This window comes from Pseudomonas sp. MWU12-2029 (assembly GCF_023242425.1).
Taxonomy (GTDB): Bacteria; Pseudomonadota; Gammaproteobacteria; order Pseudomonadales; family Pseudomonadaceae; genus Aquipseudomonas; species Aquipseudomonas kribbensis.
Genome location: NZ_JALJDY010000005.1, coordinates 278,553 through 302,813, shown reverse-complemented (window position 1 = coordinate 302,813; position 24,261 = coordinate 278,553). Strand labels below are relative to the sequence as shown.

At 59.8% G+C, this 24,261-nt stretch carries 20 protein-coding genes; 10 read left to right on the top strand and 10 right to left on the bottom strand.

From position 1 onward, the window contains the following. Positions 1-72 precede the first annotated feature (72 nt). The 3 genes from M5B44_RS14720 to M5B44_RS14710 all read right to left on the bottom strand — a co-directional run bounded on the left by M5B44_RS14720 (position 73) and on the right by M5B44_RS14710 (position 4,543). Complete coding sequence (locus M5B44_RS14720) at positions 73-1,473, bottom strand: PLP-dependent aminotransferase family protein (RefSeq protein ID WP_248739639.1); 1,401 nt, start codon at positions 1,471-1,473, stop codon at positions 73-75. 46 nt (positions 1,474-1,519) lie between these two features. Beyond that, positions 1,520-2,974: a hypothetical protein gene (locus M5B44_RS14715; protein WP_248739638.1), complete on the bottom strand. Its 1,455-nt coding sequence runs from the start codon at positions 2,972-2,974 to the stop codon at positions 1,520-1,522. 546 nt (positions 2,975-3,520) lie between these two features. After that, positions 3,521-4,543, bottom strand: a complete 1,023-nt coding sequence (locus M5B44_RS14710) for a zinc-dependent alcohol dehydrogenase family protein (protein WP_119426356.1) — start codon at positions 4,541-4,543, stop codon at positions 3,521-3,523. A 271-nt stretch (positions 4,544-4,814) separates the two neighbouring features. Between M5B44_RS14710 and M5B44_RS14705 the strand changes: the two genes are divergently transcribed. Next, entirely contained in the window at positions 4,815-5,729 is a 915-nt protein-coding gene (locus tag M5B44_RS14705) for a LysR family transcriptional regulator (protein ID WP_085709803.1), read from the top strand. 48 nt (positions 5,730-5,777) lie between these two features. Here the strand turns inward: M5B44_RS14705 and M5B44_RS14700 are convergent, their stop codons facing one another. The 3 genes from M5B44_RS14700 to M5B44_RS14690 all read right to left on the bottom strand — a co-directional run bounded on the left by M5B44_RS14700 (position 5,778) and on the right by M5B44_RS14690 (position 7,723). After that, complete coding sequence (locus tag M5B44_RS14700; RefSeq protein ID WP_248739637.1) at positions 5,778-6,962, bottom strand: sugar transporter; 1,185 nt, start codon at positions 6,960-6,962, stop codon at positions 5,778-5,780. A gap of 153 nt (positions 6,963-7,115) precedes the next feature. After that, on the bottom strand, positions 7,116-7,400 hold the full coding sequence (locus M5B44_RS14695) for a hypothetical protein (protein ID WP_248739636.1): 285 nt from the start codon (positions 7,398-7,400) through the stop codon (positions 7,116-7,118). Positions 7,401-7,444: 44 nt separating this feature from the next. Next, positions 7,445-7,723, bottom strand: coding sequence for a hypothetical protein (locus M5B44_RS14690; protein ID WP_248739635.1), 279 nt, complete (start codon positions 7,721-7,723; stop codon positions 7,445-7,447). A gap of 189 nt (positions 7,724-7,912) precedes the next feature. Here M5B44_RS14690 and M5B44_RS14685 point away from each other — a divergent pair, with 189 nt between their 5' ends. From M5B44_RS14685 to M5B44_RS14660, 6 genes are all read left to right on the top strand, one after another. Continuing rightward, positions 7,913-8,839 carry an HTH-type transcriptional regulator ArgP gene (locus M5B44_RS14685; protein WP_318653938.1) on the top strand — a complete coding sequence of 309 codons (927 nt, stop codon included), beginning with the start codon at positions 7,913-7,915 and terminating at the stop codon, positions 8,837-8,839. A gap of 140 nt (positions 8,840-8,979) precedes the next feature. Continuing rightward, on the top strand, positions 8,980-9,327 hold the full coding sequence (locus M5B44_RS14680) for a DUF4190 domain-containing protein (RefSeq protein ID WP_248739633.1): 348 nt from the start codon (positions 8,980-8,982) through the stop codon (positions 9,325-9,327). 15 nt (positions 9,328-9,342) lie between these two features. Further along, on the top strand, positions 9,343-9,795 hold the full coding sequence (locus M5B44_RS14675; protein ID WP_248739632.1) for a DUF805 domain-containing protein: 453 nt from the start codon (positions 9,343-9,345) through the stop codon (positions 9,793-9,795). A gap of 271 nt (positions 9,796-10,066) precedes the next feature. Next, positions 10,067-11,320 (top strand): multidrug efflux RND transporter periplasmic adaptor subunit MexE, encoded by a 1,254-nt coding sequence (mexE, locus tag M5B44_RS14670; RefSeq protein WP_085709792.1) that lies wholly within the window; start codon positions 10,067-10,069, stop codon positions 11,318-11,320. Between the two features lie 15 nt (positions 11,321-11,335). After that, complete coding sequence (locus M5B44_RS14665; RefSeq protein WP_085709791.1) at positions 11,336-14,527, top strand: efflux RND transporter permease subunit; 3,192 nt, start codon at positions 11,336-11,338, stop codon at positions 14,525-14,527. Continuing rightward, positions 14,524-15,945, top strand: a complete 1,422-nt coding sequence (locus M5B44_RS14660; protein WP_248739631.1) for an efflux transporter outer membrane subunit — start codon at positions 14,524-14,526, stop codon at positions 15,943-15,945. Before M5B44_RS14665 ends, M5B44_RS14660 begins: the two co-directional genes overlap by 4 nt. Before the next feature lie 58 nt (positions 15,946-16,003). Here the strand turns inward: M5B44_RS14660 and M5B44_RS14655 are convergent, their stop codons facing one another. Genes M5B44_RS14655 through M5B44_RS14645 form a run of 3 tightly spaced genes read right to left on the bottom strand, consistent with a single transcriptional unit; the run spans position 16,004 to position 19,314 of the window. Beyond that, complete coding sequence (locus M5B44_RS14655) at positions 16,004-16,984, bottom strand: HlyD family secretion protein (protein ID WP_085709789.1); 981 nt, start codon at positions 16,982-16,984, stop codon at positions 16,004-16,006. A gap of 4 nt (positions 16,985-16,988) precedes the next feature. Then, on the bottom strand, positions 16,989-17,189 hold the full coding sequence (locus M5B44_RS14650; protein ID WP_085709788.1) for a DUF1656 domain-containing protein: 201 nt from the start codon (positions 17,187-17,189) through the stop codon (positions 16,989-16,991). After that, positions 17,179-19,314 (bottom strand): FUSC family protein, encoded by a 2,136-nt coding sequence (locus M5B44_RS14645; RefSeq protein WP_248739630.1) that lies wholly within the window; start codon positions 19,312-19,314, stop codon positions 17,179-17,181. The genes M5B44_RS14650 and M5B44_RS14645 overlap by 11 nt, the downstream gene beginning before the upstream one ends. Before the next feature lie 191 nt (positions 19,315-19,505). On the opposite strand from M5B44_RS14645, the gene M5B44_RS14640 reads away from it, so the two are divergent. The 3 genes from M5B44_RS14640 to M5B44_RS14630 all read left to right on the top strand — a co-directional run bounded on the left by M5B44_RS14640 (position 19,506) and on the right by M5B44_RS14630 (position 23,870). After that, positions 19,506-20,561 carry a tetratricopeptide repeat protein gene (locus M5B44_RS14640; RefSeq protein WP_248739629.1) on the top strand — a complete coding sequence of 352 codons (1,056 nt, stop codon included), beginning with the start codon at positions 19,506-19,508 and terminating at the stop codon, positions 20,559-20,561. Between the two features lie 139 nt (positions 20,562-20,700). Beyond that, the gene (locus tag M5B44_RS14635; RefSeq protein WP_248739628.1) at positions 20,701-22,203 is read left to right on the top strand and encodes an ATPase domain-containing protein; all 1,503 of its coding nucleotides are present in this window, start codon (positions 20,701-20,703) and stop codon (positions 22,201-22,203) included. Next, on the top strand, positions 22,200-23,870 hold the full coding sequence (locus tag M5B44_RS14630; RefSeq protein WP_248739627.1) for an ATP-binding protein: 1,671 nt from the start codon (positions 22,200-22,202) through the stop codon (positions 23,868-23,870). Before M5B44_RS14635 ends, M5B44_RS14630 begins: the two co-directional genes overlap by 4 nt. A 13-nt stretch (positions 23,871-23,883) precedes the next feature. Here M5B44_RS14630 and M5B44_RS14625 read toward each other — a convergent pair whose 3' ends face one another. After that, complete coding sequence (locus tag M5B44_RS14625) at positions 23,884-24,261, bottom strand: response regulator (protein WP_007954537.1); 378 nt, start codon at positions 24,259-24,261, stop codon at positions 23,884-23,886.

The window sequence follows — 24,261 nt, the reverse complement described above, 5'->3', positions numbered from 1 at the left end:
GCGGAGTTTACTGGCAGTTTGACCGTAGTGCGATGGGATCTATCCAGTGCGTCCCCGATGTTTTTTAACAGCTCAGCCATCGGGCGCCAGTCGTAACGCATCGCCGATCAAACCGACGACGCCTTCCAGTTCAGGCCCGTTGCTTGCCGTCGCACTCAGCCGCATGTGTTGCCCATGCATGCCTTGTGCACTGAAGAGTTCGCCCGGTGCGATCAACACGTGTTGTTTGAGCAGGCGTTGAAACACGGCGCCCATCACTATTCGGCGCGACGAGCGCACCCAGACCGTCGCGCCGCCCTGCGGCTCATCGATGTGCAGCGCATCACCCAGCCCTTCGCGCAGCAACTCGATCAACCGGGTACGACGCTCCTTGAGCAGGCGCTTCAACACCGGGAGATGCTGATCGACCCGACCACTGGCATACAGCCGGGCAATGGCCTTCTGGCGAATCGGCGAAAGTCGAAACGAGCGCAGCAGAAAGTGCCGTTGCAAGTCGGTGCGCCACTGGCGAGCCAGTACAAAGCCGTAAGGCGCTTCAACGCCGATCACCTTTTCGAAGGTGGAAAACACCAGGAGACGATCCGGGTCCAGCAAATCCCGCAGAGGTCGACGTTCACAGTCGTCACCCAGCTCGCTGTAGCTGTCGTTTTCCAGCACCCAGGTTCCATGCTCCCTCAGCAACTGCGCGATGGCTTCGCGATTTTCCTCAGGTGTCAGACTGCCACGGGGCATGTTCAACACAGAAGACAGCAGGATCAGTCGAACCGGTTCGGTTTCCAGCAGCACCTTCAATTGCCGTGGATCAAGTTCCCCGCCCGATTGCACCGGCAGTTCGATGACCCTCACATCGGCAGACTGGAGCAGGCGTAAAACCATCCAGTCACAAGGCGATTCGACCACCACGGTTGCGTTACGCAGTTCAAGGACGGCGATCAGGATCTCCAGCACCCCTCTCACATCAGCACCGATATAGACGTCCTCGGCGTGCCAGCAGTGGGTCGGCGACGAGGTGTATCGAGCCGCCAGCAGCATGCGCAACTCGAGCTCGCCACAAGGCTGGGCCGGGACCTGAGCTTGCCGTGGGTATTGCCGCATCAGCTCCCGTTCGAGCATCAGCAACGGGCTGTCCAGCGGCTGGATCGAGGCCGGATCGTCTGAGCTCAATACGCGCATGCCGAAACACCTGGCGTTGACGTAGACGGTTTCCAGCAAGTCATTGCCTCGACCCGGCGGCATGACCGCGGAGGCCGGCTGTGCGAAATACCCGGACTTGGCCACGGAATAGACCCGGCCTTCTTTCTCGAGCAGCGCGTAGGCGTACTGGATGGTCGAAATCGACACGTTCAACCGTTCGGCCAGTTGCCTCAAGGATGGCAGCCGCATCGCACCTTCGCCGCCTGGCCCATCGATCAGCTGAGTGAGATAGCGATAGACCGCCTGATAGGCGAAATCGGTTTCACGCGAGGCATTCATGAACGGGCGTCCGGCATTCTTTGGCGATCGGGCGCGAGACTCACTCTCAACCTTCCGCCGAACGGTCGCCTGCGGCAACCCCATTGTCGGCAGGGTCCGGGTCCTGCGTCGCCTGGTCAGTCACTCGGACGGGCGCCATGGCATACAACCGGCTGATCAGTTGCACAGGCAAGCCGCTGACATCGGTCATCCATTGCAAAACCTGCTCAGGGGCGTGCAACCCCTGCATCGCACGATGGAGATCCGGCATGGCCACCAGCATGCCTGGATGACAGGTTCGCAGAAAACGTTCGAGTCCTGCGCCACCCTCGATGAATGGCGCAAACATCAGACAGACCAGTTGCGCTTCATTGAGCCCGAAATTCTTTTGCAAGGCGGTTGCGGCCAGCGATCGATGCTCGCCCGGATCTGTCAGAGTGCCGAACGTCGCCATGAAGCGCTCGCAGGTTTGCTCCGGTACGTCCTGGCGACGCATCAATGCGAGGCAACGCTGCAGGTATTCGGATACGCCACTTTCGTAATTGCGACCCTCGATGCAGCAAGCCTGAAGACCGCTCAGGTAGGCAGCGATCAAGGGATCCGTCGACTCACCGGTACCCGGTTCGAACAGCAGCTCGTCAGTCTGAAACCCGAGAAAATCGCTGAGCAAGGGCCACCGCTCCTCCATCTTGCCCACCACGATGTCATCGATACCGACATAACTGGTGCGTCGGCAGGCTTCGAACTGGCCGAGCGGCCGCCACGGCGGCAGATCGTCAGGTGCACGGAGTTCCCGGTAACAGTCGCCTCCCATACCGTCCAGCACATCGAACAACTCATCGAACCCGGTGGTCCGCTTTGGCAGTGCGCCGATGCCGGCCTTCTGTGCTGCGCGATCCAGCCCCTGCAGGAAGTGCGCCTGACGGCGTGCGGAGTCGCTGCTGACCAGTGCATCGACACCATTGCTCCATCGAGCGACCTGTCCGTAGAACTCGGCCGTGGCCAGGTACGCATCGTCCCAAAGCTGCAGGCTCTCACTCCAGCAGCGGCGATGGCCAACCATCAGCAAATTGATGCGGTTCGCCTCGCGCCCGTCGTCGGAAAGGGGTTCGTGATGATTGAAAGGCAGGATCTCCCGGTTGTCGATCATCAGCAGTTCAATCCTTGGGTCGTCATACAGAAACAGGGCGCTGAAGCTGCGATGCATGTTGTGCAATGCCGACGCCGGTGTCGCGCAACCACGCAGGGTCGCCACCCGTAACTGAAAGGTCCCCGGAGCCCGTCCGGCGATACTCAGTTGCGCAGCACGCAACAGGGCCAGGCTGTAACAGCAATCACGAGTGCCCGATTGCGTGACCAGCACCTTGAATTCACCGATACGATCCATGCCCCCGGCGGCTACCGCCAATCGCTGAATCAACAGCTGCAATGCCGTGCGTTCGGCACGGGAAAAGAAACTCAGCAATCGTTGCAATACTTGCTGGTAGACATAGTTCATTGCCTGGTCATGGATCGTGCTCATCAGTACTTCACCCGATATCAAAGGTTTTATATTGCGCAGCCACGAACGCCGGATACGCAATCACTCTTCATTAATTAATAGACGCTGAAATGCTAACACTTAAGTTTTTGTAGTTATTTGAAACAGTTAAGCTCGCAACAATTGAAACTCACCAACCGCGCGCCGCAAGCCCGCGTCTTTACAGGCTTTTCTCGACATAGAAGTTTTCCTAGGAAAATTCTTACAATGGCTTGCACATGATGAGCACAAGAAAAAAAGAAGGGATTACTAGGTCGCCCTACAGCAATTAAACAGAATCTGAAATATCGGCCAGCCACTATTGCCCGGTATTGCGCAAAGTAAACAGAATGCACAGACATAGCTCATTCCTTGAGATGAAAGTAGTCATTCAATTATCAGGGTCTGGATGGCGATTAGAAGATACAGATCAAGAGTAAAAACCAGTTCAGTTGCTGAACGCCCCCAGGCATCGCGCCCAGGGTTTCTCATGGTCTGAAGGGTGGAACGCACAAGAGTCCGTGGGGCCACGGACTCTGATCACAAGGGTCAGGCAGGTTCGACTTGCAGGGCGACCCGCTCACGGCAAGGGCATTCGTCCATGTAGCGGTGTGCTTCGACAAACTCGTTGAACGGGAAAACCCGGGTCTTGAGCGGAAGCAGCACGCGGTCGGCCGTCAACTGGTTGATGTCACGCAGGGCACGTTGCAGCGCGACGTGATCCTGGACGATGCCCAGTTCCGGCTTGCCGGTGAAGTTGCCGATGCAGTGCACGAAGAACTGAATGTTCTTCTGGAACGCTGCGCACGCCGGGAATGGCGTCTGGTTGCCACCTTGCAAGCCATACAGCACCAGACTGCCGCGAGGTGCCAGCACATCACCCAGCAGCGACATCTGCGGGCCGCCGAGACCGTCGAACACGACGTTGACGCCGCGGTTGTCGGTGATCTTGTTGATCCGCATCAACAGGTCTTCTTCTTCGGTGACGATCACTTTCTCGGCACCGAGGGAAAGCAGGTATTCGCGCTCTTCAGCGGTTTTCGTGGCGGCAATCACGCGCACACCCAGCGCTTTGCCCAGCTGGACAAACGACGGACCGGCGCAATGACTGGCGTCAGTGACCAGGGCAAACTGCCCGGGTTTGACACGCGCCAGATCGACGTAACCGAAATAGGCGATCAACAGCGGCGTGTAATGCACGCTCGCCTCGATCGGGGTCAGTACGTCCGGATAACGGGTGAGCGCGGTACGTGGCAGAACGATGAGTTCGCCGTAGACCGGATAGTCATTGGGGCTCTCGGCCGGGAAGCTGGCCACCTTGTCACCGACGATCAGGTCTTCGACACCGTCGCCAATGGCCGTGACCACACCCGCCATTTCATGGCCCAGGCCCGAAGGCAGGCGAGCCTGTGACGACGCCAGGTTCTGACGCCAGAGCGTGTCATACCAGCTGATGCCGATCGCCTCGACACGCACCTGCACTTCGCCAGGACCTGGCTGAGCGGCCGCATGCTCTTCGCATTTGAGCACCTCGGCCGGACCAAACTTGTGAAAACGGATCGTGCGGGACATCGCAAACCTCGTCAAAGTAACCTCTAATGCCCTGAACTCTATCTGGGCTTTCCAGCCAAGACTATCAGTGGCTATTAATAGTCGACATGCCTGTCATTGATTCCGCAGTATGGCCAGCATTGAGCAAATCCATGAAAAAAACTGCTGCATCCTTCTCAGTAAAGCTGAATTACCCGGTGCAGAGTACCAGCCTTTCCCCGTAAGATTCATGCCGGCCATTGTTCTCATATGGTCGCTCTCGTCAAGCTTGATGACTCTGCCAGGACTCCAGATGAATCGTAATGACCTGCGTCGTGTCGACCTGAACCTGTTGATCGTATTCGAAACCCTGATGCACGAACGCAGCGTAACCCGCGCGGCGGAAAAGCTGTTTCTCGGCCAGCCGGCGATCAGCGCGGCGCTTTCGCGCCTGCGCGGTCTGTTCGACGATCCGCTGTTTGTACGCACCGGGCGCAGCATGGAACCGTCCGCCCGGGCGGTGGAAATCTTCGCCCTGCTCTCGCCTGCCCTGGACTCGATTTCGACAGCGGTCAGCCGTGCTGCCGAATTCGACCCGGCCACCAGCACCTCGGTATTCCGGATCGGCTTGTCGGACGACGTCGAATTCGCGTTGCTGCCCATGCTGCTCAAGCGCCTGCGTGCCGAGGCGCCGGGGATCGTGCTGGTGGTGCGCCGCGTCAACTACATCCTGATGCCCGGCCTGCTCGCCTCTGGCGAAATCTCCATTGGCGTCAGCTACACCACCGACCTGCCCGCCAACGCCAAGCGCAAGGTCTTGCGCCGCAGCCAGCCAAAACTGCTGCGCGCCGACACCGTGCCGGGGCCGCTGAGCCTGGACGACTACTGCGCCCGCCCCCATGCGCTGGTCTCGTTCGCCGGCGACCTCAGTGGCTTTATCGATGAAGAACTGGAAAAACTCGGCCGCAAACGCCACGTTGTGTTGGCCGTGCCGCAGTTCAACGGCTTGAGCACGTTGCTGGCCGGGACCGATATCGTCGCGACTGTACCGGATTACACGGCTGATGCGCTGACGTCTGCGGGTGGCGTTCGGGCGGAAGATCCACCGTTGCCGACGCGCACGTTTGAACTGCACATGGCCTGGCGTGGGTCGCAGGATAACGATCCGGGGGAGCGGTGGTTGAGGTCGCGGATTCAGATGTTTTTCGGGGATCCGGATAGTCTCTGAAAACTTGCCGAAACCGCTTTGCTCCCGACAGCAAAGCGGTTCAGGAACTCAAGCAGAAGTCCCGGACCGAGCTAAACGGTAACTCGACAGGCAATAAATCAACAACGCCAACCCCGCCAGCATCCCACCCACCACCCCAACATAAGCAAAACCAAACTGGCTCCCCACCCAGCTCCCCATCAACGCCCCGCCGCCAATGCCGATGTTGTAGATCCCCGAAAACAGCGCCATCGCCACATCGGTCGCGTCAGGTGCCAGCACCAGAACTTTGGACTGCAACGCCAGGCCGAAGCCCATGATCGCCATTCCCCAGAACAGGCTCAGGGTGCACAGGTAAGAAACCTCACCGTTCAACGGCAACAGCAATGCAAGGCACAATGCGAGTAACGACACGGCGACGATCAGAAAGCGCTGCGGGCTGTACCGGTGCAGCCAGCTGAACAGCAGAGATCCGAAAATCCCCGCGCCGCCGAATAGCAGCAGGATCAGCGTGACCGTCTCGCCACTCATGCCCGCCACCACCTGAACGAAAGGTTCGATGTAGCTGTAGGCAGTGAAGTGAGCTGTCACGACCATGGCCGTCAGGACATAGATCGCCACCAGCGCCGGTCGCTTCAACAATAACGGCAAGCTTTTGAGTGATCCCGAGTTCTGGCTCGGTAACAACGGCAAGACCCTCGCCAGCCAGAACACCAGCGTAGCCGCCAAGACTGCGATCGCGATGAAGGTGGTTCGCCAGCCCATCGCCTCGCCCAATATCCGGCCGAGTGGGATACCGAGCACCATCGCCAGGGAAGTGCCGGTCGCCAGCAAGCCCAAGGCCTGAACCTGTTTACCGGGCGGCGCCAGTCGCACAGCCAGAGAAGCTGTGATCGACCAGAACAATGCATGGGATAACGCCACCCCGATCCGGCTCAGCAACAGGACGGCGAAGCTGGTTGCCACACTCGAGAGAATGTGACTGACGATGAACATCGCAAACAGCACGATCAACAGCTTGCGCCGCTCGACGTTGCGCGTCAGCAGCATGATGGGCAGCGACGTCAGCGACACCACCCATGCATAGATGGTCAACATCAGGCCGATCTGAGCCGACGTCATGTCGAAGCTGCTGCCAATCGAACTCAACAGGCCGACCGGGACAAATTCGGTGGTGTTGAAGACGAATGCTGCCAGTGCCAGCGCAATGACCGCATACCAATTGCCGCTGGTGGTCGTCGTAGAGTTGCTCATTTGAAAGTCGTGTCCATCTGTCGGTTTTGCGTACACCAATTGCCGGAAAGCCTCAGACGACAGGTGGTTCGATGGCGACTCTACTATAAAGAAACGCGGACGGGTTCATCGTGGGGGCGGTGAAACTCTCGGCGCACGGGATACAGGCGTGTGTCATTGCCCGGCGTAGCCTTTGACCCGCATGCAATCATTGGTCAGATCGATCTGTTTTTCGGCGATAACGATGCCGTCCCCCACGGCGCTGCCCATGCCATGGGTCTGGTCGTTTGCTGCCGGCGTCGAGTGGTAGCTGGCCGTTGCGGCTTTGGCCTGGTACTGGCATTCAGCTTTGTCGTGCTGGATGTCATAGGCACTGGCGCCCGGCCTGGACCAATTCTGAACAGAAGTGGCACAAGCGCTCAAAAGCATCGCGAACAACGTAAAAATAGCGAACCTCATGGCTTTCTCCATCGGTAAAAGGATTCTTACTGCACTGTTTGGGATCACTTGCAGACGAACGTCACGTGGGCGACTTCATTCTCAGGATCCAGCGGCAAGCGAGATTGAATTTCAAACTCGCCGAGTTGCTTGCCAAGCGATGCACACTTTTTGCAGGCATTGTCCAAGACCAACTGACGAGCCCCTGAGTGGGTGTGCCTCGATAGCAGAGCATTCGCTGACGCCTGATATTCGTAGGGCCCGAGCTTCAAGTCGTGGGACTGCCAGATATAGTTGCCGACCAATGCGACAGCGCTCACAGCAATAATCATGTTGAGTTTCATGGCAGGCATCGGTCGCTGGACATTTCATTCCTCATAACGCTGACCCCGTGTGGTCAATAGCGCGACGTTTGTGCGGATCTGAATCGGTCAGATCGCGGTGATGGAATGATTGAGCAGTTCGGTACCGAGATGAAGAAAAACGAAGTATCTTTCAGTACGGATCAGAAATACTTAACGAGACTGGCGGCCATGCAACTCGATGCAAAACAGATGCAGGCGTTCCTTGCCGTCGTCGACAGCGGCAGTTTCGAAAAGGCCGCGGAACGGCTCAGCGTAACGCCGTCGGCGGTGTCGCAACGGATACACGCACTGGAAGTTCGCCTGGGCAGCTCGGTAGTAGTGCGCGGACGACCGTGCGAACCCACTCAGGCCGGACGCAAGCTGATGCTCTATCTTCGCCGTGCAACGGTGCTCGAAGAGGAACTCCTCAACGACCTGACCGGTGACGAAAAAGACCATCTGCGGGTTGTCATAGCCGTCAACGGTGACACGCTGGCGACCTGGTTTTTCCCTGCGTTGGCCGAGATATTCGTCAGCGAAAAAATCCTGCTCGACGTCGTGGTCGACGATCAGGACCACACCTATGCATTACTGGAAAGTGGCCAGGTCATCGGTTGCATCGGCACGCGCTCACAGCCGATGCGTGGATGTTTTGCCGAGTTGCTGGGGTCAGTACGCTACCAACTGGTGGCATCGCCCGCCTTTCAGGAACGCTGGTTTGCCAAGGGCCTGACCCGCACGGCTGCACGCAAGGCGCCCGTTTTCGCTTATTCGCGCAAGGACACCTTGCAGTCTGATTTCATGCGGTCACGTTTCGGTCTGCAGGCAGATGCTTATCCGACCCATTACCTGTCACTTCCCGAGGCCCGCCTCAAAGCCATACGTCGTGGCCTCGGATACGGGATGGTGCCGTACATGCAGGTAAGTGACCTGCTGAAAAGTCGGGAGCTGGTGGATCTGGTACCCGGAAATTTCACTGACGTGTCGCTTTATTGGCACGCCTGGGACCTGCAATCACCGCGCATGGAAATGCTCTCCGAGCGGGCGGTACATGCCGCGCGACGCATCTTGAACAGCAAAGAGCCAGTGAAGCGCTCGACCATGCCGAAGAAATGAATGGCGCAGAAAACCCTGTCATTTCGGTGCGCCGCGCGGGTGCTGGCAAAGTGCCTAATGACAAATCCGGCAATAAAGTTTAACTTGTCGCCGCCCCGACAAATGACAAGTCGGGCATTCGCACTCAGTTAAGGAAAACGATGGCAATGGTCTATTGTCGTGCTTGCGCCAAGGAGCTTCACGAATCGGCGCTCACCTGCCCCCAATGCGGGGCTCCCCAGCAGGCCCCAGTGCCGCAAACGCAAGCCGAAATGCCTTGGCTGGCCATCGTTTCGTTGATCCTCGGAATTATCAGCGCACTCACCCTGTTTGATGACTCCGAATGGGACAGGGACGCGATTGTCGGTGTGGGATTTCTCAGCATCGCGGGTCTCATTTGCGGCATTGTCTGTATCAACCAAAAACATCCAGGAAGAAACCTCGCGATTGCCGGCATTATCTTGTCAGGCATTGCCGCGTTCGTTTTGTCCTGTCTATCGATTGAATAATTTTAGGGAAAAAATATGAGCATGGTTTTCTGCCGCGGTTGCGCCAAGGAAATTAGCAGCCTGGCCGTGGCTTGCCCGCAATGCGGCGCACCTCAGGCGACCCAGCCGTCCTTTGCAAGCGGTCCCGCCATCGCGACGGGCAACCCTTACATGGAAGCGCTGAAGAACTACGCCGAATTCAAGGGTCGCGCCACCCGTCGCGAATACTGGATGTTCATTCTGATCAACCTGGGTATTTGCATTGTCGTCGGTGTTCTTGATGCAATCCTCAATACCAAGGGCATCCTTTACAACCTGTACAGCCTGGCGATGTTGCTGCCAAGCATCGCCGTCGGTGCACGTCGCATGCACGACACCGACCGCAGCGGCTGGTGGTTGCTGCTCCCGATCGTCAACCTGGTGTTTCTCGTGCAGGACAGCCAGCCAGGTCCGAACCGCTTCGGGCCGAACCGCAAAGGCGTCAACTGAGTCACTGCGCAACACGCTGATCGAGACGGCCGCCATGGCCGTCTCTTTGTATCTGCCGCAACGAATTCCTGTCGATCTCATCCTTGCAGGTCGCGCAACACAGATTTGTCATCGACCATATTGATAGCCCCCTAACGAAAGGTGCATGCTAGAGGGCTTCGCTCGGTCTTATATCATTCCGAATGATAGTTACCTTCGTGTCATTCGATTCGTTTGCTATCTACCTGCCGAGCATCATCCGCCCATCTTCAATACATTGGCGGATGCATCCATGGAACAATCACTCAAACATTTGCGCTTCCCGTTGGCTCTGTTGGCCGTGATGGTGATGAGCGCCTGCGGCAAGACTCCAGAAACCGCCGCCGCCATGCCTGCTGCCAAGGTCAGCGTGGCCAAGGTGCTGGAACAACCGGTCAACGAGTGGGACGAATTCACCGGGCGCCTCGAGGCGCCGGAAACCGTTGAAATCCGTCCACGGGTCTCCGGCCAGATCGACGAAGTCGCCTTCACCGAAGGTGCACTGGTCAAGAAAGGCGACCTGTTGTTCCAGATCGACCCGCGTCCGTTCCAGGCCGAGGTTCGCCGCCTTGAAGCCCTCGTAGCCCAGGCTCGCGCCAACGCCACCCGTAGTGAAAACGAAGCCGGCCGTGGCGAACGCCTGCGTGCCAGCAACGCCATTTCCGCCGAACTGGCCGATTCGCGCACCAGCGCCGCACAAGAGGCCCGCGCCGCCGTGGGTGCACTGCAAGCGCAGCTGGATCTGGCCAAACTGAACCTGAGTTTCACCCGTGTAACCGCACCGATCAGTGGCCGCGTCAGCCGTGCCGAGATCACCGCCGGTAACCTGGTGACCGCCGACACCACCCCGCTCACCAGCGTGGTTTCCACCGACAAGGTCTATGCCTACTTCGACGCGGATGAGCGTGTATTCCTCAAATACACCCAACTCGCCCGTCAGGGTCAGCGCGGCGCAACCACTCCGGTGTACATGGGCCTGTCCAACGAAGACGGCAACCCGCACCTGGGTCAGATGAACTTCGTCGACAACCAGGTCAACCCGAAGACCGGCACCATTCGTGGACGCGCCGTGTTCGACAACAGCGACGGCACTTACACCCCGGGTCTGTATGCGCGTCTGAAACTGGTCGGCAGCGGCACCTACAACGCCATGCTGATCAACGACGAAGCGGTCGGCACCGACCTCGGCAAGAAGTTCGTGCTGGTGATGGATGGCGACAACAAGACCGCCTACCGCGCCGTCGAGCTCGGTCCGAAGATCGAAGGTCTGCGCATCGTGCGCAGCGGCCTGAACAAGGACGACACGATCATCGTCAAGGGTCTGCAACGGGTTCGTCCTGGCTCTCCGGTATCCCCTGAAGTGATCCCGATGGCCAGCGAGCAAACCATTGCCGCTCTCGCTCAACAACGACAAGCGCTGGAAGCCAGCAACCTGCCCAAAGTCGCACCTGCCAAAGGCGCGTCGGGATCGGTTGTGAAACTGGCTGCTGCGACCCCACGCGGTTAAGGGACGACAACTCCGATGAATTTTTCCCAATTCTTCATTTCAAGGCCGATCTTCGCAGCGGTGCTTTCGCTGCTGATCCTGATCGCCGGCGCTATCTCGCTGTTCCAATTGCCGATCAGCGAATACCCGGAAGTCGTGCCGCCCACCGTGGTGGTACGTGCCAACTTCCCGGGTGCCAACCCAAAAGTCATCGGTGAAACCGTGGCCGCTCCACTGGAGCAAGCCATCACCGGCGTCGAGAACATGCTGTACATGTCCTCGCAGTCCACCGCTGACGGCAAGATCACCCTGACCATCACCTTCGCCCTGGGCACTGACCTGGACAACGCGCAGGTGCAGGTGCAGAACCGCGTGACCCGGACCGAGCCGAAACTTCCAGAGGAAGTGACGCGTATCGGTATCACCGTCGACAAGGCTTCGCCCGACCTGACCATGGTCGTGCACTTGACCTCGCCGGACAAACGCTACGACATGCTGTACCTGTCCAACTACGCGATCCTCAACATCAAGGATGAGCTCGCTCGCCTCGGTGGTGTCGGTGACGTGCAACTGTTCGGTATGGGCGACTACTCGCTGCGTGTATGGCTGGACCCGAACAAGACCGCTTCGCGCAATCTGACCGCCACTGATGTGGTTACCGCCATTCGTGAGCAGAACCGTCAGGTCGCCGCCGGCCAGTTGGGCGCGCCCCCTGCCCCGAATGCCCAGAGCTTCCAGCTGTCGGTCAACACTCAGGGCCGTCTGGTCTCCGAGGAAGAGTTCGAGAACATCATCATTCGCGCCGGCGACAACGGTGAAATCACTCGCCTGAAGGACATCGCCCGCGTTGAGCTGGGTTCCAGCCAGTACGCCCTGCGTTCGTTGCTGAACAACCAGCCGGCCGTGGCGATCCCGATCTTCCAGCGTCCGGGCTCCAACGCCATCGAAATCTCGAACGAAGTTCGCGGCAAGATGGAAGAACTGAAGAAAAGCTTCCCGCAAGGCATGGACTACAGCATCGTCTATGACCCGACGATCTTCGTGCGCGGCTCCATCGAGGCGGTGGTTCACACCCTCTTCGAAGCACTGATCCTCGTGGTTCTGGTGGTGATCCTGTTCCTGCAGACCTGGCGCGCCTCGATCATTCCGTTGGTGGCGGTGCCGGTATCGTTGATCGGTACGTTTGCGGTGATGCACCTGTTCGGCTTCTCGCTCAACGCCCTGTCGCTGTTCGGCCTGGTACTGGCGATCGGTATCGTGGTGGACGACGCCATCGTGGTGGTGGAGAACGTCGAGCGGAACATTGAACTGGGGCTCAATCCCTTCGATGCGACCAAAAAGGCCATGGGTGAAGTGACCGGCCCGATCATTGCCACGGCGCTGGTGCTGTGTGCGGTGTTCGTACCGGCGGCGTTCATCTCGGGCCTGACCGGTCAGTTCTACAAGCAGTTCGCACTGACCATCGCGATCTCCACCGTGATCTCGGCCTTCAACTCGCTGACCCTGTCGCCGGCGCTGGCCGCTGTGTTGCTTAAAGGTCACGACGCACCGAAAGACCGCTTCTCGCGGGTGCTGGACAAGATCTTCGGTGGCTGGCTGTTCCGTCCGTTCAACCGATTCTTCGACCGCGCCAGCCATGGCTACGTCGGCACCGTGCGCCGGGTCATCCGTGGCAGCGGCATCGCCCTTTTCCTGTACGCAGGCCTGATGGTGCTGACCTTCTTCGGTTTCTCCAGCACGCCGACCGGTTTCGTACCCGGCCAGGACAAGCAATACCTGGTGGCCTTCGCGCAACTGCCGGACGCCGCGAGCCTGGACCGTACCGAAGACGTGATCAAGCGCATGTCCGACCTGGCCCTGAAACAGCCGGGCGTGGAAAGCGCCGTAGCGTTCCCGGGCCTGTCGATCAACGGTTTCACCAACAGCCCGAACGCCGGCATCGTGTTCGTGACCCTGAAACCGTTCGACGAGCGTAAAGACCCGAGCATGTCCGCCGGTGCGATTGCCGGTGCCTTGAACGGCCAATACGCGAACATCCAGGAAGCGTACATGGCGATCTTCCCGCCGCCGCCAGTACAAGGTCTGGGCACCATCGGTGGTTTCCGCTTGCAAATCGAAGACCGGGGCAACCTGGGCTACGAAGAGCTGTACAAGGAAACCATGAACATTATTGCCAAGAGCCATAACGTTCCGGAACTGGCCAACCTGTTCACCAGCTACACCGTGAACGTGCCGCAGGTCGATGCCGCCATCGACCGGGAAAAAGCCAAGACCCACGGCGTGGCCGTCAGCGACATCTTCGACACCCTGCAGATCTACCTGGGTTCGCTATATGCCAACGACTTCAACCGTTTCGGGCGCACCTATCAGGTCAACGTTCAGGCCGAGCAACAGTTCCGCCTCGAATCCGACCAGATCGGCCAGCTGAAAGTACGCAATAACAAGGGCGAAATGATCCCGCTGGCGACCTTCATCAAGGTCAGCGACACCTCGGGGCCGGATCGCGTGATGCACTACAACGGCTTCATCACTGCTGAAATCAACGGTGCCGCAGCCCCGGGCTACAGCTCCGGCCAGGCCGAAAAAGCCATCGAGAAACTGCTCAAGGATGAACTTCCGAACGGCATGACCTACGAGTGGACCGACCTGACCTATCAGCAGATTCTGTCCGGCAACACTGCTCTGTTCGTGTTCCCGCTCTGCGTATTGCTGGCGTTCCTGGTGCTCGCCGCTCAATACGAAAGCTGGAGCCTGCCACTGGCGGTGATCCTGATCGTACCGATGACCCTGCTGTCGGCCATCACCGGCGTGATCATCTCCGGCGGTGACAACAACATCTTCACCCAGATTGGCCTGATCGTACTGGTGGGCCTGGCCTGTAAGAACGCGATTCTGATCGTCGAGTTCGCCAAGGACAAACAGCAGGAAGGTCTCGATCCGCTGGCCGCTGTACTGGAAGCCTGCCGTCTGCGTCTGCGGCCGATCCTGATGACCTCGTTCGCGTTCATCATGGGTGTGGTGCCTCTGGTGTTCTCCAGCGGTGCCGGTGCCGAGATGCGTCACGCCATGGGTGTGGCGGTGTTCTCCGGGATGCTCGGGGTGACCTTCTTCGGTCTGCTGCTGACGCCAGTATTTTATGTACTGATCCGCAACTTCGTGGAACGCAGTGAAGCCCGCAAAGCGGCCAAGGCGCAGAATCTTCCACAGCAACTGGAGGCGCACCAATGAGTCTGAAAGTCTTCCTGCCGAGCCTGCTGGTACTGGCCCTGAGCGCCTGTGCAGTCGGCCCCGACTACAAGACCCCAGCCACGGAGGCGGCCAACATCACGGCCGCCACCGACGGCGCCGCCGGCCAGAAGAACTTTGACCGTTCGAAATTCGAAGGCATCTGGTGGCAGCAGTTCGACGATCCGACCCTCAACCAGTTGGTGACTCAATCGCTGCAAGGCAACCGTCAACTGCGCGTCGCCTTTGCTCGCTGGAAAGCGGCCCGGGCGATCCGCGATGACGTCAGCAATGACGCCATGCCGACCATTACGAGCCGTGCCAGCAGCAATCTGGGCAAGGGACAGATTCCCGGCCAGACCACCCAACGGGTCAACAGCGAACGCTATGACCTGGGTCTGGACATGGCCTGGGAGGTCGATCTGTTTGGTCGCATCCAGCGCAATCTGGAAGCCAGCGAAGCCGATCAGCAGGCTGCCGAAGCCGATCTGTACCAGCTGCAAGTCACCATGATTGCCGAACTGGTGGACGCCTACGGTCAACTGCGTGGCGCCCAGCTGCGGGAAAAGATCGCCGTGGCCAACCTGGAAAACCAGCAGGAGTCGCGCAAGATCACCATCAGCCTGCGTGACGCCGGCGTGGGCGATCAGCTCGATGTCGAGCGCGCCGATGCCCGTCTGGCCTCGGTCGAAGCCAGCGTGCCGCAATTGCAGGCAGAGCAGGTTCGGCAGAAAAACCGCATCGCCACCCTGCTGGGTGAACGTCCGGACAAGCTGACCGTCGACCTGAGCCCGAAAGACTTGCCAGCCATCGCCAAGGCATTGCCGATCGGTGATCCGGGCGAACTGCTGCAACGTCGCCCGGACATCCTCAGCGCCGAACGCAAACTGGCGTCCGCCACGGCGCGTATCGGTGTGGCCAAGGCCGACCTGTTCCCACGGGTCAGCCTCAGCGGCTTCCTCGGCTGGACCGCCGGGCGTGGCTCGCAGATCGGTTCCTCGGCGGCCAACGCCTGGGCGCTGGGCCCGAGCATCACCTGGGCGGCGTTCGACCTCGGTAGCGTACGTGCCCGTTTGCGCGGTGCCGACGCCGATGCCGAAGGCGCACTGGCAACCTACGAGCAACAAGTGCTGCTGGCCCTGGAAGAATCGGAAAACGCCTTCAGCGATTACGGCAAGCGTCAGCAACGCTTGATCTCGCTGATCCGCCAAAGCGAATCCAGCCGCAAGGCTGCCGACCTGGCTGAAATCCGCTACCGCGAAGGCACCACCGATTTCCTGGTGCTGCTCGACGCCCAGCGTGAACGCTTGAATGCCGAAGACAGCCAGGCCCAGGCCGAAGTCGAGCTGTATCGCGGCATCGTCGCGATCTACAAGGCTCTCGGTGGTGGCTGGCAACCGGAAACGGTTGCCAGCAAGTAACAGTTTTTTAAAGAGCTCCTTTGGTTGGCCGCAACCAACCAATTTTTTGCCCCGCGTATCATTCGGTCGCGGGGCTTTTTTGTGCCTGTCTTTCGTGGTTTTCCAGAACGGTGACGGTGGCTGTGGTGCCTGCCCTGAGGCGATCCTTGCCCGCATAGTCGGGATCGATACCGATCCGCACCGGCACCCGTTGTGCCAGCTTCACCCAGGTGTAACTGGGATTGATGTTGGCCAGCAATCGACTGCCCGGCGCGTTTTCCCGGTCGGCGATGGCGAAGGCGATGCTTTGCACGGTGCCGCCGAACTTCTCACCGCTCATCAACTCGATCCGTACCCTGTCGCCCTCCTCGATCCGTGGCAGCTTGGTTTCCTCGAAATAACCACTGACGTAGAACGAGTCGCTGTCCACCAGTGCCAGCAATGCGCCGCCGGCCACTGCGTAGTCGCCCTGCCGGGTCAACAGGTTGGTGACGTAACCGCTGACCGGCGATTCGACACGGGTACGCTGCAGATCCAGTTCCGCCTGAGTCAGTGCTGCAATCGCCAATTGCACATTGGCCTCTGCCAGGCCGAGATTGGCCTGGTTGCGCAGCAGGTCGGCCTGGGCCACAGCCACGTCGGTGCTGGACTTTTCCCACTCTTCACCCGAAATCGCGAAGCCCTGTTTTAGCGTGCGCCTGCGCCGTTCTTCGCTCTCGCGTTGCTTGAGCAAGGCCTCACTGGCCACGATGGACGCCCGGGATTGACCCAGGGTGGCCTTGGCTACCTCGACCGAACGTTTGGCATGCTCGACCGCCAGACTGTAGCGAGCCGGATCGATCTCCAGCAGCAACTGGCCCTTCTCGACGTGTTGGTTGTCCTGCACCGCCAGACTGACGATGCGTCCCGAGACATCCGCCGACAGGGTCACCACGTCTGCCCTCACTCGTGCATCCCGCGTCCAGGGCGCACGGGTGTAATGCTCCCAGGCGAACCAGCCAAGCACGATGGCCAGCAGCACCACAGCCAATGTCGTCAATCGAGTGAGCAACGTCTTCAAGGCATCAGGCTCCCATCAACAGAATCAATGTGGCGCAGACACAGGCGTACAACGCGCCCTCGAACAGCGCTTCATGCCAGACCAGGCGCAGCACGCCGAGGCGGCGCAATACCCAGTCCAGCAACAGAAAGACCGGTATGGCGAGGATCAGCGCCTGGGCGATTGGCGGCAGATAGACCCCGCCGATCTCGAAATCAATGGGCAAGGACGGGTTCTCCTTCAGGGGCATTGTGTTGCAGATATTCACCGTGACGCTCAAGGAACGAGACGACGATCAGCAACGCCACACGCATGCGGAATACAGACCACAGGTGCTCGTGCGTGGAGGCATGCAGCTCATCCAGCTCGTCACCGAGCGCATGCAGCGTCGTCAGCAACGCTGGCAGGTTCACATCCGGGCGGCCAGCGACGAAGCGGCCGGTGTGGCGCAAAGCATCCATCAGTTGCCGGCCGAAAGAGTCCGTCAGCAAAGCGTTGCCCTGCACCTGTTGTCTGAGCTGGTGAATGGCGACACCGAGCGCCACACAGGCGAGGCTGATTTCATAGCGTCGTTGCATGTCCGGGTCATTGGCTGCCGGCAACAGACCCAGCATGGTGGTCAGGCGATCGACCATGCGGCTTTCGAACGCGAATTGCTCTTCGTCCGTGGCGGGTAATTTGGTCAGTTGATACACCTGCTCCCGCGCTTCGTTGTAGAACCGACGGATTCGCAACACCGGCCGGAACGGAAAGATCCACGCATAAACGATCAGAGCCAGCATCGCCGCACTGACGTAGGCACCGGCAAACTCGAACCATTGAATGGCGGTGTTCTGTCCGGTTCCGACGTTCTGCGGGCCTAGCATCAGGAAACTCGATAACCCCAGCCCCATGCCGATGCCCGCCGTGGCCGGGCTGGCCAGTCCCACCGCGATGACATAAAGCAGCGGAGCCAGCAATATCGCCAGCCATTCGAAATCGTTGACCGCCGGTACCAGCATGAACTGATACAGCGCCGAAACCACCAGTGCCAGGCCCAGTCCCCGGGCGTAGCTCTGCGCGGCGATCAAAGGGCGCGGGAACGTTGCCATCAGCGAACACAGAATCCCCACCAGAATCATCCCGCCACGGGCACCGTCCCAGGCGGTTTCTATCCAGATCAGCCCGGCCACCAGCAATGCACTGAAGGCCCGGATCGCATTCATCGTCGCCAGAGTGAAATCCAGGTGCAGCGGGCTGGACTGGCCACGGAACATGCAACTGGCCTCCCGCCCGTCCTGTATGGCTTCGCTCAGTTCGAGGATCTGCTCCAGTTGTTGCAGCAGCCGCGCCTGCTCCCAGCGCAGGGCCCATGCCAGTGAACGCAAGGTCGCGCTCATATCCTCCGTCATCTGTTCGGCCCTGTAGGCCAGCGCTTCGAACTGTTGCTGCAGGACAACCAGCTGATGCCTCATGTCTTCCGGCAGTGAACGCCCGTACTGTGCCAGTTGATCGAGAAACGCCAGTTCATCGGCGCGCAAGCGCTGGACCTCCAACGGCAGATCCCCGTCCCAGCGTTCGGTCAGCAACTGCCGCTGATGACGCAGGGCGGTCAGACGCGAGGTGAGCAGCATCAGTTGATTGCCCAGCATCAACACCAGATTGTTTGCACTGCGCAGACGCGGTGCATCGAAATACAGATGACGGCGCAAGCCTTCCAAGGCGCTGATTTCGCCGAGCAGTTGCATTTGCCGGCGCTGGAATTCGGTTTCGCTTTCTTCAGTGCGAATCACCGCAGCGGCATGGGTTGCGACCAGTTTGATCACCTGATCGACTTTGGCGAAGTAGTTGCGCGAAACCGCCTCCGGACGGGCCGTCAACAGGCTGACGACACAGACGCAGGCCACCGCCAGCAGGGTTTCGGTCACCCGGGTAACCGCCAGCAGGAAGGTGCCGTCCTGGTCCGGAATGGCCAGCAGCGCCACCACCACGGCGGTGTAGCCACTGAGTACGAATGCCTGGGAACTTGTGTAGCGCAGCAAGGTGCCGCCGGCCGTGCATAGCGCCAGCCACAGCGCCAGGGTTGTGATGAACGGCAAAGGCGCCTGAGGGAAAATCGACATGATCAGCACCGCCACCGCCGCACCCAGCGTGGTGCCGATGACCTGACCAAAACTGCGGGCCAACGCCATCCCGGCCAGCGGCTGGCTGATGATGACCACTGCCATGATCGACCATTTGGGTTGATCCAGATCGAACAGGAACGCCAGGTACAGCGTCAGCAACCCGGCTGCAATGGTGCGCAGGGCAAACAGCAACACTGCCTGACCAGGATGGATCACCGTCTTGAAATAAATGAGCAGGGCTTGCATGAACGCACTCGTCAAAGGAACTTCACCAAGCGTAGTCACTGCATCGAAAGCTCGACGGCTTCCGGGACCGACAGGTGTTGTAGGGATATTCATCCTCAGTCGCGTGACATATCGGGCAGAGTGTTTGACTCAAGGCGTCAGCTGACCGAAGCTTGCCCCTCTGCGTCAATATGAAAGCTTCGGATACCTGCATGCCTCAGTCCCGCCGCTACGTGTTCATCAGTCTTGGCCTCGTGCTTGTCCTTCTGGTTGCCTGGCTGTCGCTGCGCAACACCGCCCCCGTGGTGCCGGAAGCCATCAAGCATGGCTACAGTGAAGCGCTGGCCGCCGCCCGGGCCGGCCAGCCGGGTGCAGCACGGGTTTTGTACCAGCAACTGGGACGCCCGGATCTTTCAGTCAAGCGGCGCGTCTGGCTGCATGCCGAGCTGCCGAACTACCCGAGCCCGCAAGCGTTGAAACTGGCCGATGCCGATCTGCAGAACGAATCCCCCGACGTACGAATGGCAGCGATCAGGAGCGTGACCGGCCTGGTGCCGGGCGGCCAGCGCAGTCTGTTGCTTGGCCCGTTGCTCGACGATGAGGACCAGAACGTTCGTTTTGCCGCGATCAACGCCCTGCTCGGCCTGTCCCCTGACCAGTTGGGCCTGTACTTCGCGCCGTTGCAGCAAGGCATCGACGTGTGGGAGGAGGCGCTCAAGCATCAGCCGGAAAGCGCCGCCAACCATGCGCAACTGGCGCGTCTGTACCTGCACAATGCCGAGCTCAAACAGGCGCAGGAAGCCCTCGAGCAGACCCTGCGTCTGGATCCCGCCAATCTGCCGGCGCTGGTGATGCAGATCGAAGTGCTCGACCGCCAGGGCCAGAGCGACGCCGCCCGGCAACTGCTGGCCCGACAGCTGAAGTCCCAACCCGACTCCGCCTACCTGCAACATGCCCTGGGCTTGTGGCTGCTCCATCACGATCAACGGGAATTCGCCCTGCTCGGTCTGTCCAAGGCCGTGGAGCTGGAACCTGATAACAAGGACTATCGCTACGACCTCGCCACCACGCTGCACAGCGCCGAGGAACTCGAAGCGGCGCAGAAACAATTGCAGGAAATCGTTCAGCGCCACCCGGCCGACCGCAAGGCACGGGTGCTGCTGATCAGTTACTGGAAAGAAAGTGGCCAGTTGCAGAACGTGCAGGTGCTGCTGGCCCAGCTCGAGCAGATGAACCCGGACGACCCCTCGTTGCAGCAGGGTCTGTGAACGACTTCTGACAGGCTCCATGACACACCCGGAAAGAAATTCGGAACCGCCCTCTCGGCAAAGGGTCAAGTAAACAGGCAGCCCGCAAAGGCGTACACCGCCCGCTGCCTCGCTTCCCCTAGTCATGAGAGGGCATTTTTTGTCTACATCGAACGAGTTGATCAGCGCAAAAGCCGCCACGGGCATCGAAGGTCTGGACGACATCCTGGCCGGTGGTCTCTCTCGCAGTCATGTGTTCCTGCTGGAGGGCGAGCCCGGTACCGGTAAAACCACGGTGGCGTTGCATTTTCTCCTCGCCGGTGCCCGTGCCGGAGAGCGCTCGCTGTACATCACGCTCTCCGAAACCGAGCGCGAACTGCGCCAGGGGGCGGCATCCCACGGCTGGGACTTGAACGAAAACATCGAGATTTTCGAGCTTACACCGCCGGAAAGCCTGCTCAATGCCGAGCATCAGCAAAGCCTGTTGTACTCCTCGGATCTGGAACTGGGTGAAGCCACCAAACAGATTTTCGAAGTGGTCGAACGCTTCAAGCCGACCCGGGTGGTGCTCGACAGTCTGTCGGAGATCCGCCTGCTGGCGCAAAGTTCTCTGCGCTATCGCCGCCAGATCCTGGCGATCAAGCATTACTTCGTGCGCTATGACGCGACGGTGTTGCTGCTGGATGACCTGACAACCGAATCCCTCGACAAGACGGTGCACAGCGTGGCCCACGGCGTCATCCGCCTCGAAGAACTGACCCCCAACTACGGCGCCGAACGCCGACGCGTGCGGGTGATCAAGTATCGCGGGCAGAAGTATCGCGGCGGTTTTCACGACTTCACCATCATGGGCGATGGCGTGCATGTCTTTCCGCGACTGGTGGCGGCTGAACATCGGGGCGATTACCCGCGTCTGCAACTGACCAGCGGGATTACTGAAATGGACGCGCTGCTCGGTGGCGGCATCGAGACCGGCTCCAGCACGCTGATCCTCGGTCCGGCCGGTACCGGCAAATCGCTGATCTCAATGATCTTCGCTGCCGCAGCGGTAACGCGCGGCGAAAAAGCGGCATTGTTCATTTTCGACGAAGAGCTGGGCCTGCTGTTCGAGCGCATGAAAAACATCGGCATCGACCTCAAGGCCCTGCAAGCCACCGGTAATCTGCTGATCGAGCAAGTCGACGCGGCCGAACTGTCCCCCGGTGAGTTCTCCCACAGGGTACGCCGCTGTGTCGATGAAGCCGATATCAAGACCGTGGTGATCGACAGCATCAACGGCTATCAGGCCGCGATGCCGGAAGAAAATGCGCTGGTCCTGCACATGCACGAACTGCTGCTGTACCTGAACCGCAAAGGCGCCGCGACCTTCATGACCGTCGCCCAGCATGGTCTGGTCGGCGACATGCAGGCGCCGGTGGACATCACGTACCTGGCCGACACGGTCATCCTGCTGCGTTACTTCGAAGCCCTCGGCAAGGTGCGCCGGGCGATTTCGATCATCAAGAAGCGTACCGGCAGCCACGAATCGACCATCCGTGAATACCGGATTTCCGCCCAGGGCATGACCATCGGCGAACCGCTGGAAGCCTTCCAGGGCGTGCTGCGCGGTGTGCCCACTTACCTCGGCGCGAGCAATCCGCTGCTCAAGGAAGACAACTTGTGACCGTCACCGTCCCGCTGTCCGAACGGGCGCTGATTCTGGCGCCCCTGGGTCGCGACAGCCAGATTGCGCTGATGATCCTCAACGAGGCCGGGTATGGCGGCCTGATCACCCCGGACCTCGCCAACCTGTGCAGTGAACTGGAACCCGGCGCAGGCCTGTTGCTGATTGCCGCCGAAGCCCTCAATGGCCCGGATCTGGAAGGCCTGCTGGCCTATCTGAAGCAACAACCGGCATGGTCGGATCTGCCCATCGTTTTGTTCACTCATCATGGCGGGGCCGAGCAAGGTCCGTCTTCGCGTCTCAGTGAATTACTGGGCAACGTGACATTTCTTGAACGCCCTTTTCATCCGGCGACCTTGATCAGCCTGGTGTCCACAGCCTTGCGCGGTCGACGACGACAGTACGAAGCCCGCGACCGTCTGATCGATCTGAGCGAAAGCGAGCGGCGTCTGCAATCGACCCTCGAAACCCTTGAGCAACAAGTCGAGGAGCGTACGGCGCAACTGCGGCACAACGAGGAAGCCCTGCGCCAGTCGCAGAAGATGGAAGCGGTCGGTCAGCTCACCGGCGGGATCGCCCACGACTTCAACAACATGCTGACCGGGATCATCGGCAGCCTGGAACTGTTGCGCCGGCGTCTTGCCCGTGGCCGGACAGAGGATCTCGACAGCCTGATCGATCTGGGCGTGACCTCCGCCAACCGCGCGGCGGGCCTGACTCACCGTCTGCTGGCGTTTTCCCGCCGGCAGTCGCTGGATTCCAAGGCAGTGCAGATGAATGATCTGGTGCAATCGATGGGCGAGCTGCTGCAGCGCAGCCTGAACGAAAGCATCCAGCTGGACATGCGTTTGCATGAACAATTGTGGGTGGCCGAGGCCGATCCCAATCAGCTGGAAAGCGCCCTGCTCAACCTGGTGATCAACGCCCGCGACGCGATGCCCGACGGCGGCAATCTGGTGGTCGAAACAGGCAATCAGGTGCTGGATCGTGATTTCACCGCGAGCTACAGCAATCTGGCGCCCGGCGATTACGTCGTGTTGAGTGTCACCGACAACGGCTGCGGCATGCCGCAGAGCGTGATCAACCGCGCATTCGATCCATTTTTCACCACCAAACCCATCGGTCAGGGCACCGGGCTCGGCCTGTCGATGATCTATGGCTTCAGCAAGCAATCCGGCGGGCATGTGTCGATCGACAGTGAAATCGATCAGGGCACCACGGTGAAACTCTATCTGCCGCGCTTCCAGGGTGAGTCCCTGCCCCACACTCCGATGGATACGGAACAGACTCCGGACGCCCTGGAAGGCGAAACCGTGCTGATCGTCGAAGACGACCCGGCCGTGCGGGTGCTGGTCAGCGCCGTATTGAGCGAGTTGGGTTATGGCTTTGTCGAAGCCAGCGACGCCGACGGTGCCGTGCCCATCCTGGACTCGGCGCAGCGCATTGATCTGCTGATCAGCGACGTCGGTCTACCGGGCATGAACGGCCGGCAACTGGCGGAAATCGGCCGGCAATACCGGCCGGAATTGAAAGTGCTGTTCATCACCGGCTATGCCGAACACGCAGCGGTGCGCGGCGGATTCCTCGACCCTGGCATGCAGATGATCACCAAACCTTTCACCTTCGATCTGTTGACGGCGAAGGTGCGGGAGATGATCAAGAGCTGAGGCGGTTGACGCCTCAGGCCAGCAGTTCCTGAATCTTCTCCTGCAACACGTCCAGGTCGAACGGTTTTTCCAGGATCGGCGCCCGACGGGTGATCGGGCTGCCGGTCTCGCGGATTTCCTGCGGATAGCCGCTGATGAAGATCACCTTCAGGTCAGGACGCAATTTGACGGCGGGTTCGGCGATCTGCACGCCGGAGATTCCGCCCGGCAGGCGGAAATCGGTAATCAACATGTCCAGATGCGGCTTGCTCGCCAGAATCTCGAACGCCTGCTCGCCGTTTTCGGCCTGCAATACGCGATAGCCCTGCCCCGACAGATAGTCTGTCAGCACCATCAGGATCACCGGTTCGTCCTCGACGACGAGTACTACATCTTGTGCATCTACGCTCAT

Coding starts and splice junctions, on each gene's coding strand:
- M5B44_RS14720 (WP_248739639.1), bottom strand. CDS start 1,473: ATGAATGCCTCGCGTGAAACCGATTTCGCCTATCAGGCGGTCTATCGC.
- M5B44_RS14715 (WP_248739638.1), bottom strand. CDS start 2,974: ATGAGCACGATCCATGACCAGGCAATGAACTATGTCTACCAGCAAGTA.
- M5B44_RS14710 (WP_119426356.1), bottom strand. CDS start 4,543: ATGTCCCGCACGATCCGTTTTCACAAGTTTGGTCCGGCCGAGGTGCTC.
- M5B44_RS14705 (WP_085709803.1), top strand. CDS start 4,815: ATGAATCGTAATGACCTGCGTCGTGTCGACCTGAACCTGTTGATCGTA.
- M5B44_RS14700 (WP_248739637.1), bottom strand. CDS start 6,962: ATGAGCAACTCTACGACGACCACCAGCGGCAATTGGTATGCGGTCATT.
- M5B44_RS14695 (WP_248739636.1), bottom strand. CDS start 7,400: ATGAGGTTCGCTATTTTTACGTTGTTCGCGATGCTTTTGAGCGCTTGT.
- M5B44_RS14690 (WP_248739635.1), bottom strand. CDS start 7,723: ATGAAACTCAACATGATTATTGCTGTGAGCGCTGTCGCATTGGTCGGC.
- M5B44_RS14685 (WP_318653938.1), top strand. CDS start 7,913: ATGCAACTCGATGCAAAACAGATGCAGGCGTTCCTTGCCGTCGTCGAC.
- M5B44_RS14680 (WP_248739633.1), top strand. CDS start 8,980: ATGGCAATGGTCTATTGTCGTGCTTGCGCCAAGGAGCTTCACGAATCG.
- M5B44_RS14675 (WP_248739632.1), top strand. CDS start 9,343: ATGAGCATGGTTTTCTGCCGCGGTTGCGCCAAGGAAATTAGCAGCCTG.
- mexE (WP_085709792.1), top strand. CDS start 10,067: ATGGAACAATCACTCAAACATTTGCGCTTCCCGTTGGCTCTGTTGGCC.
- M5B44_RS14665 (WP_085709791.1), top strand. CDS start 11,336: ATGAATTTTTCCCAATTCTTCATTTCAAGGCCGATCTTCGCAGCGGTG.
- M5B44_RS14660 (WP_248739631.1), top strand. CDS start 14,524: ATGAGTCTGAAAGTCTTCCTGCCGAGCCTGCTGGTACTGGCCCTGAGC.
- M5B44_RS14645 (WP_248739630.1), bottom strand. CDS start 19,314: ATGCAAGCCCTGCTCATTTATTTCAAGACGGTGATCCATCCTGGTCAG.
- M5B44_RS14640 (WP_248739629.1), top strand. CDS start 19,506: ATGCCTCAGTCCCGCCGCTACGTGTTCATCAGTCTTGGCCTCGTGCTT.
- M5B44_RS14625 (WP_007954537.1), bottom strand. CDS start 24,261: ATGAGCGTAGATGCACAAGATGTAGTACTCGTCGTCGAGGACGAACCG.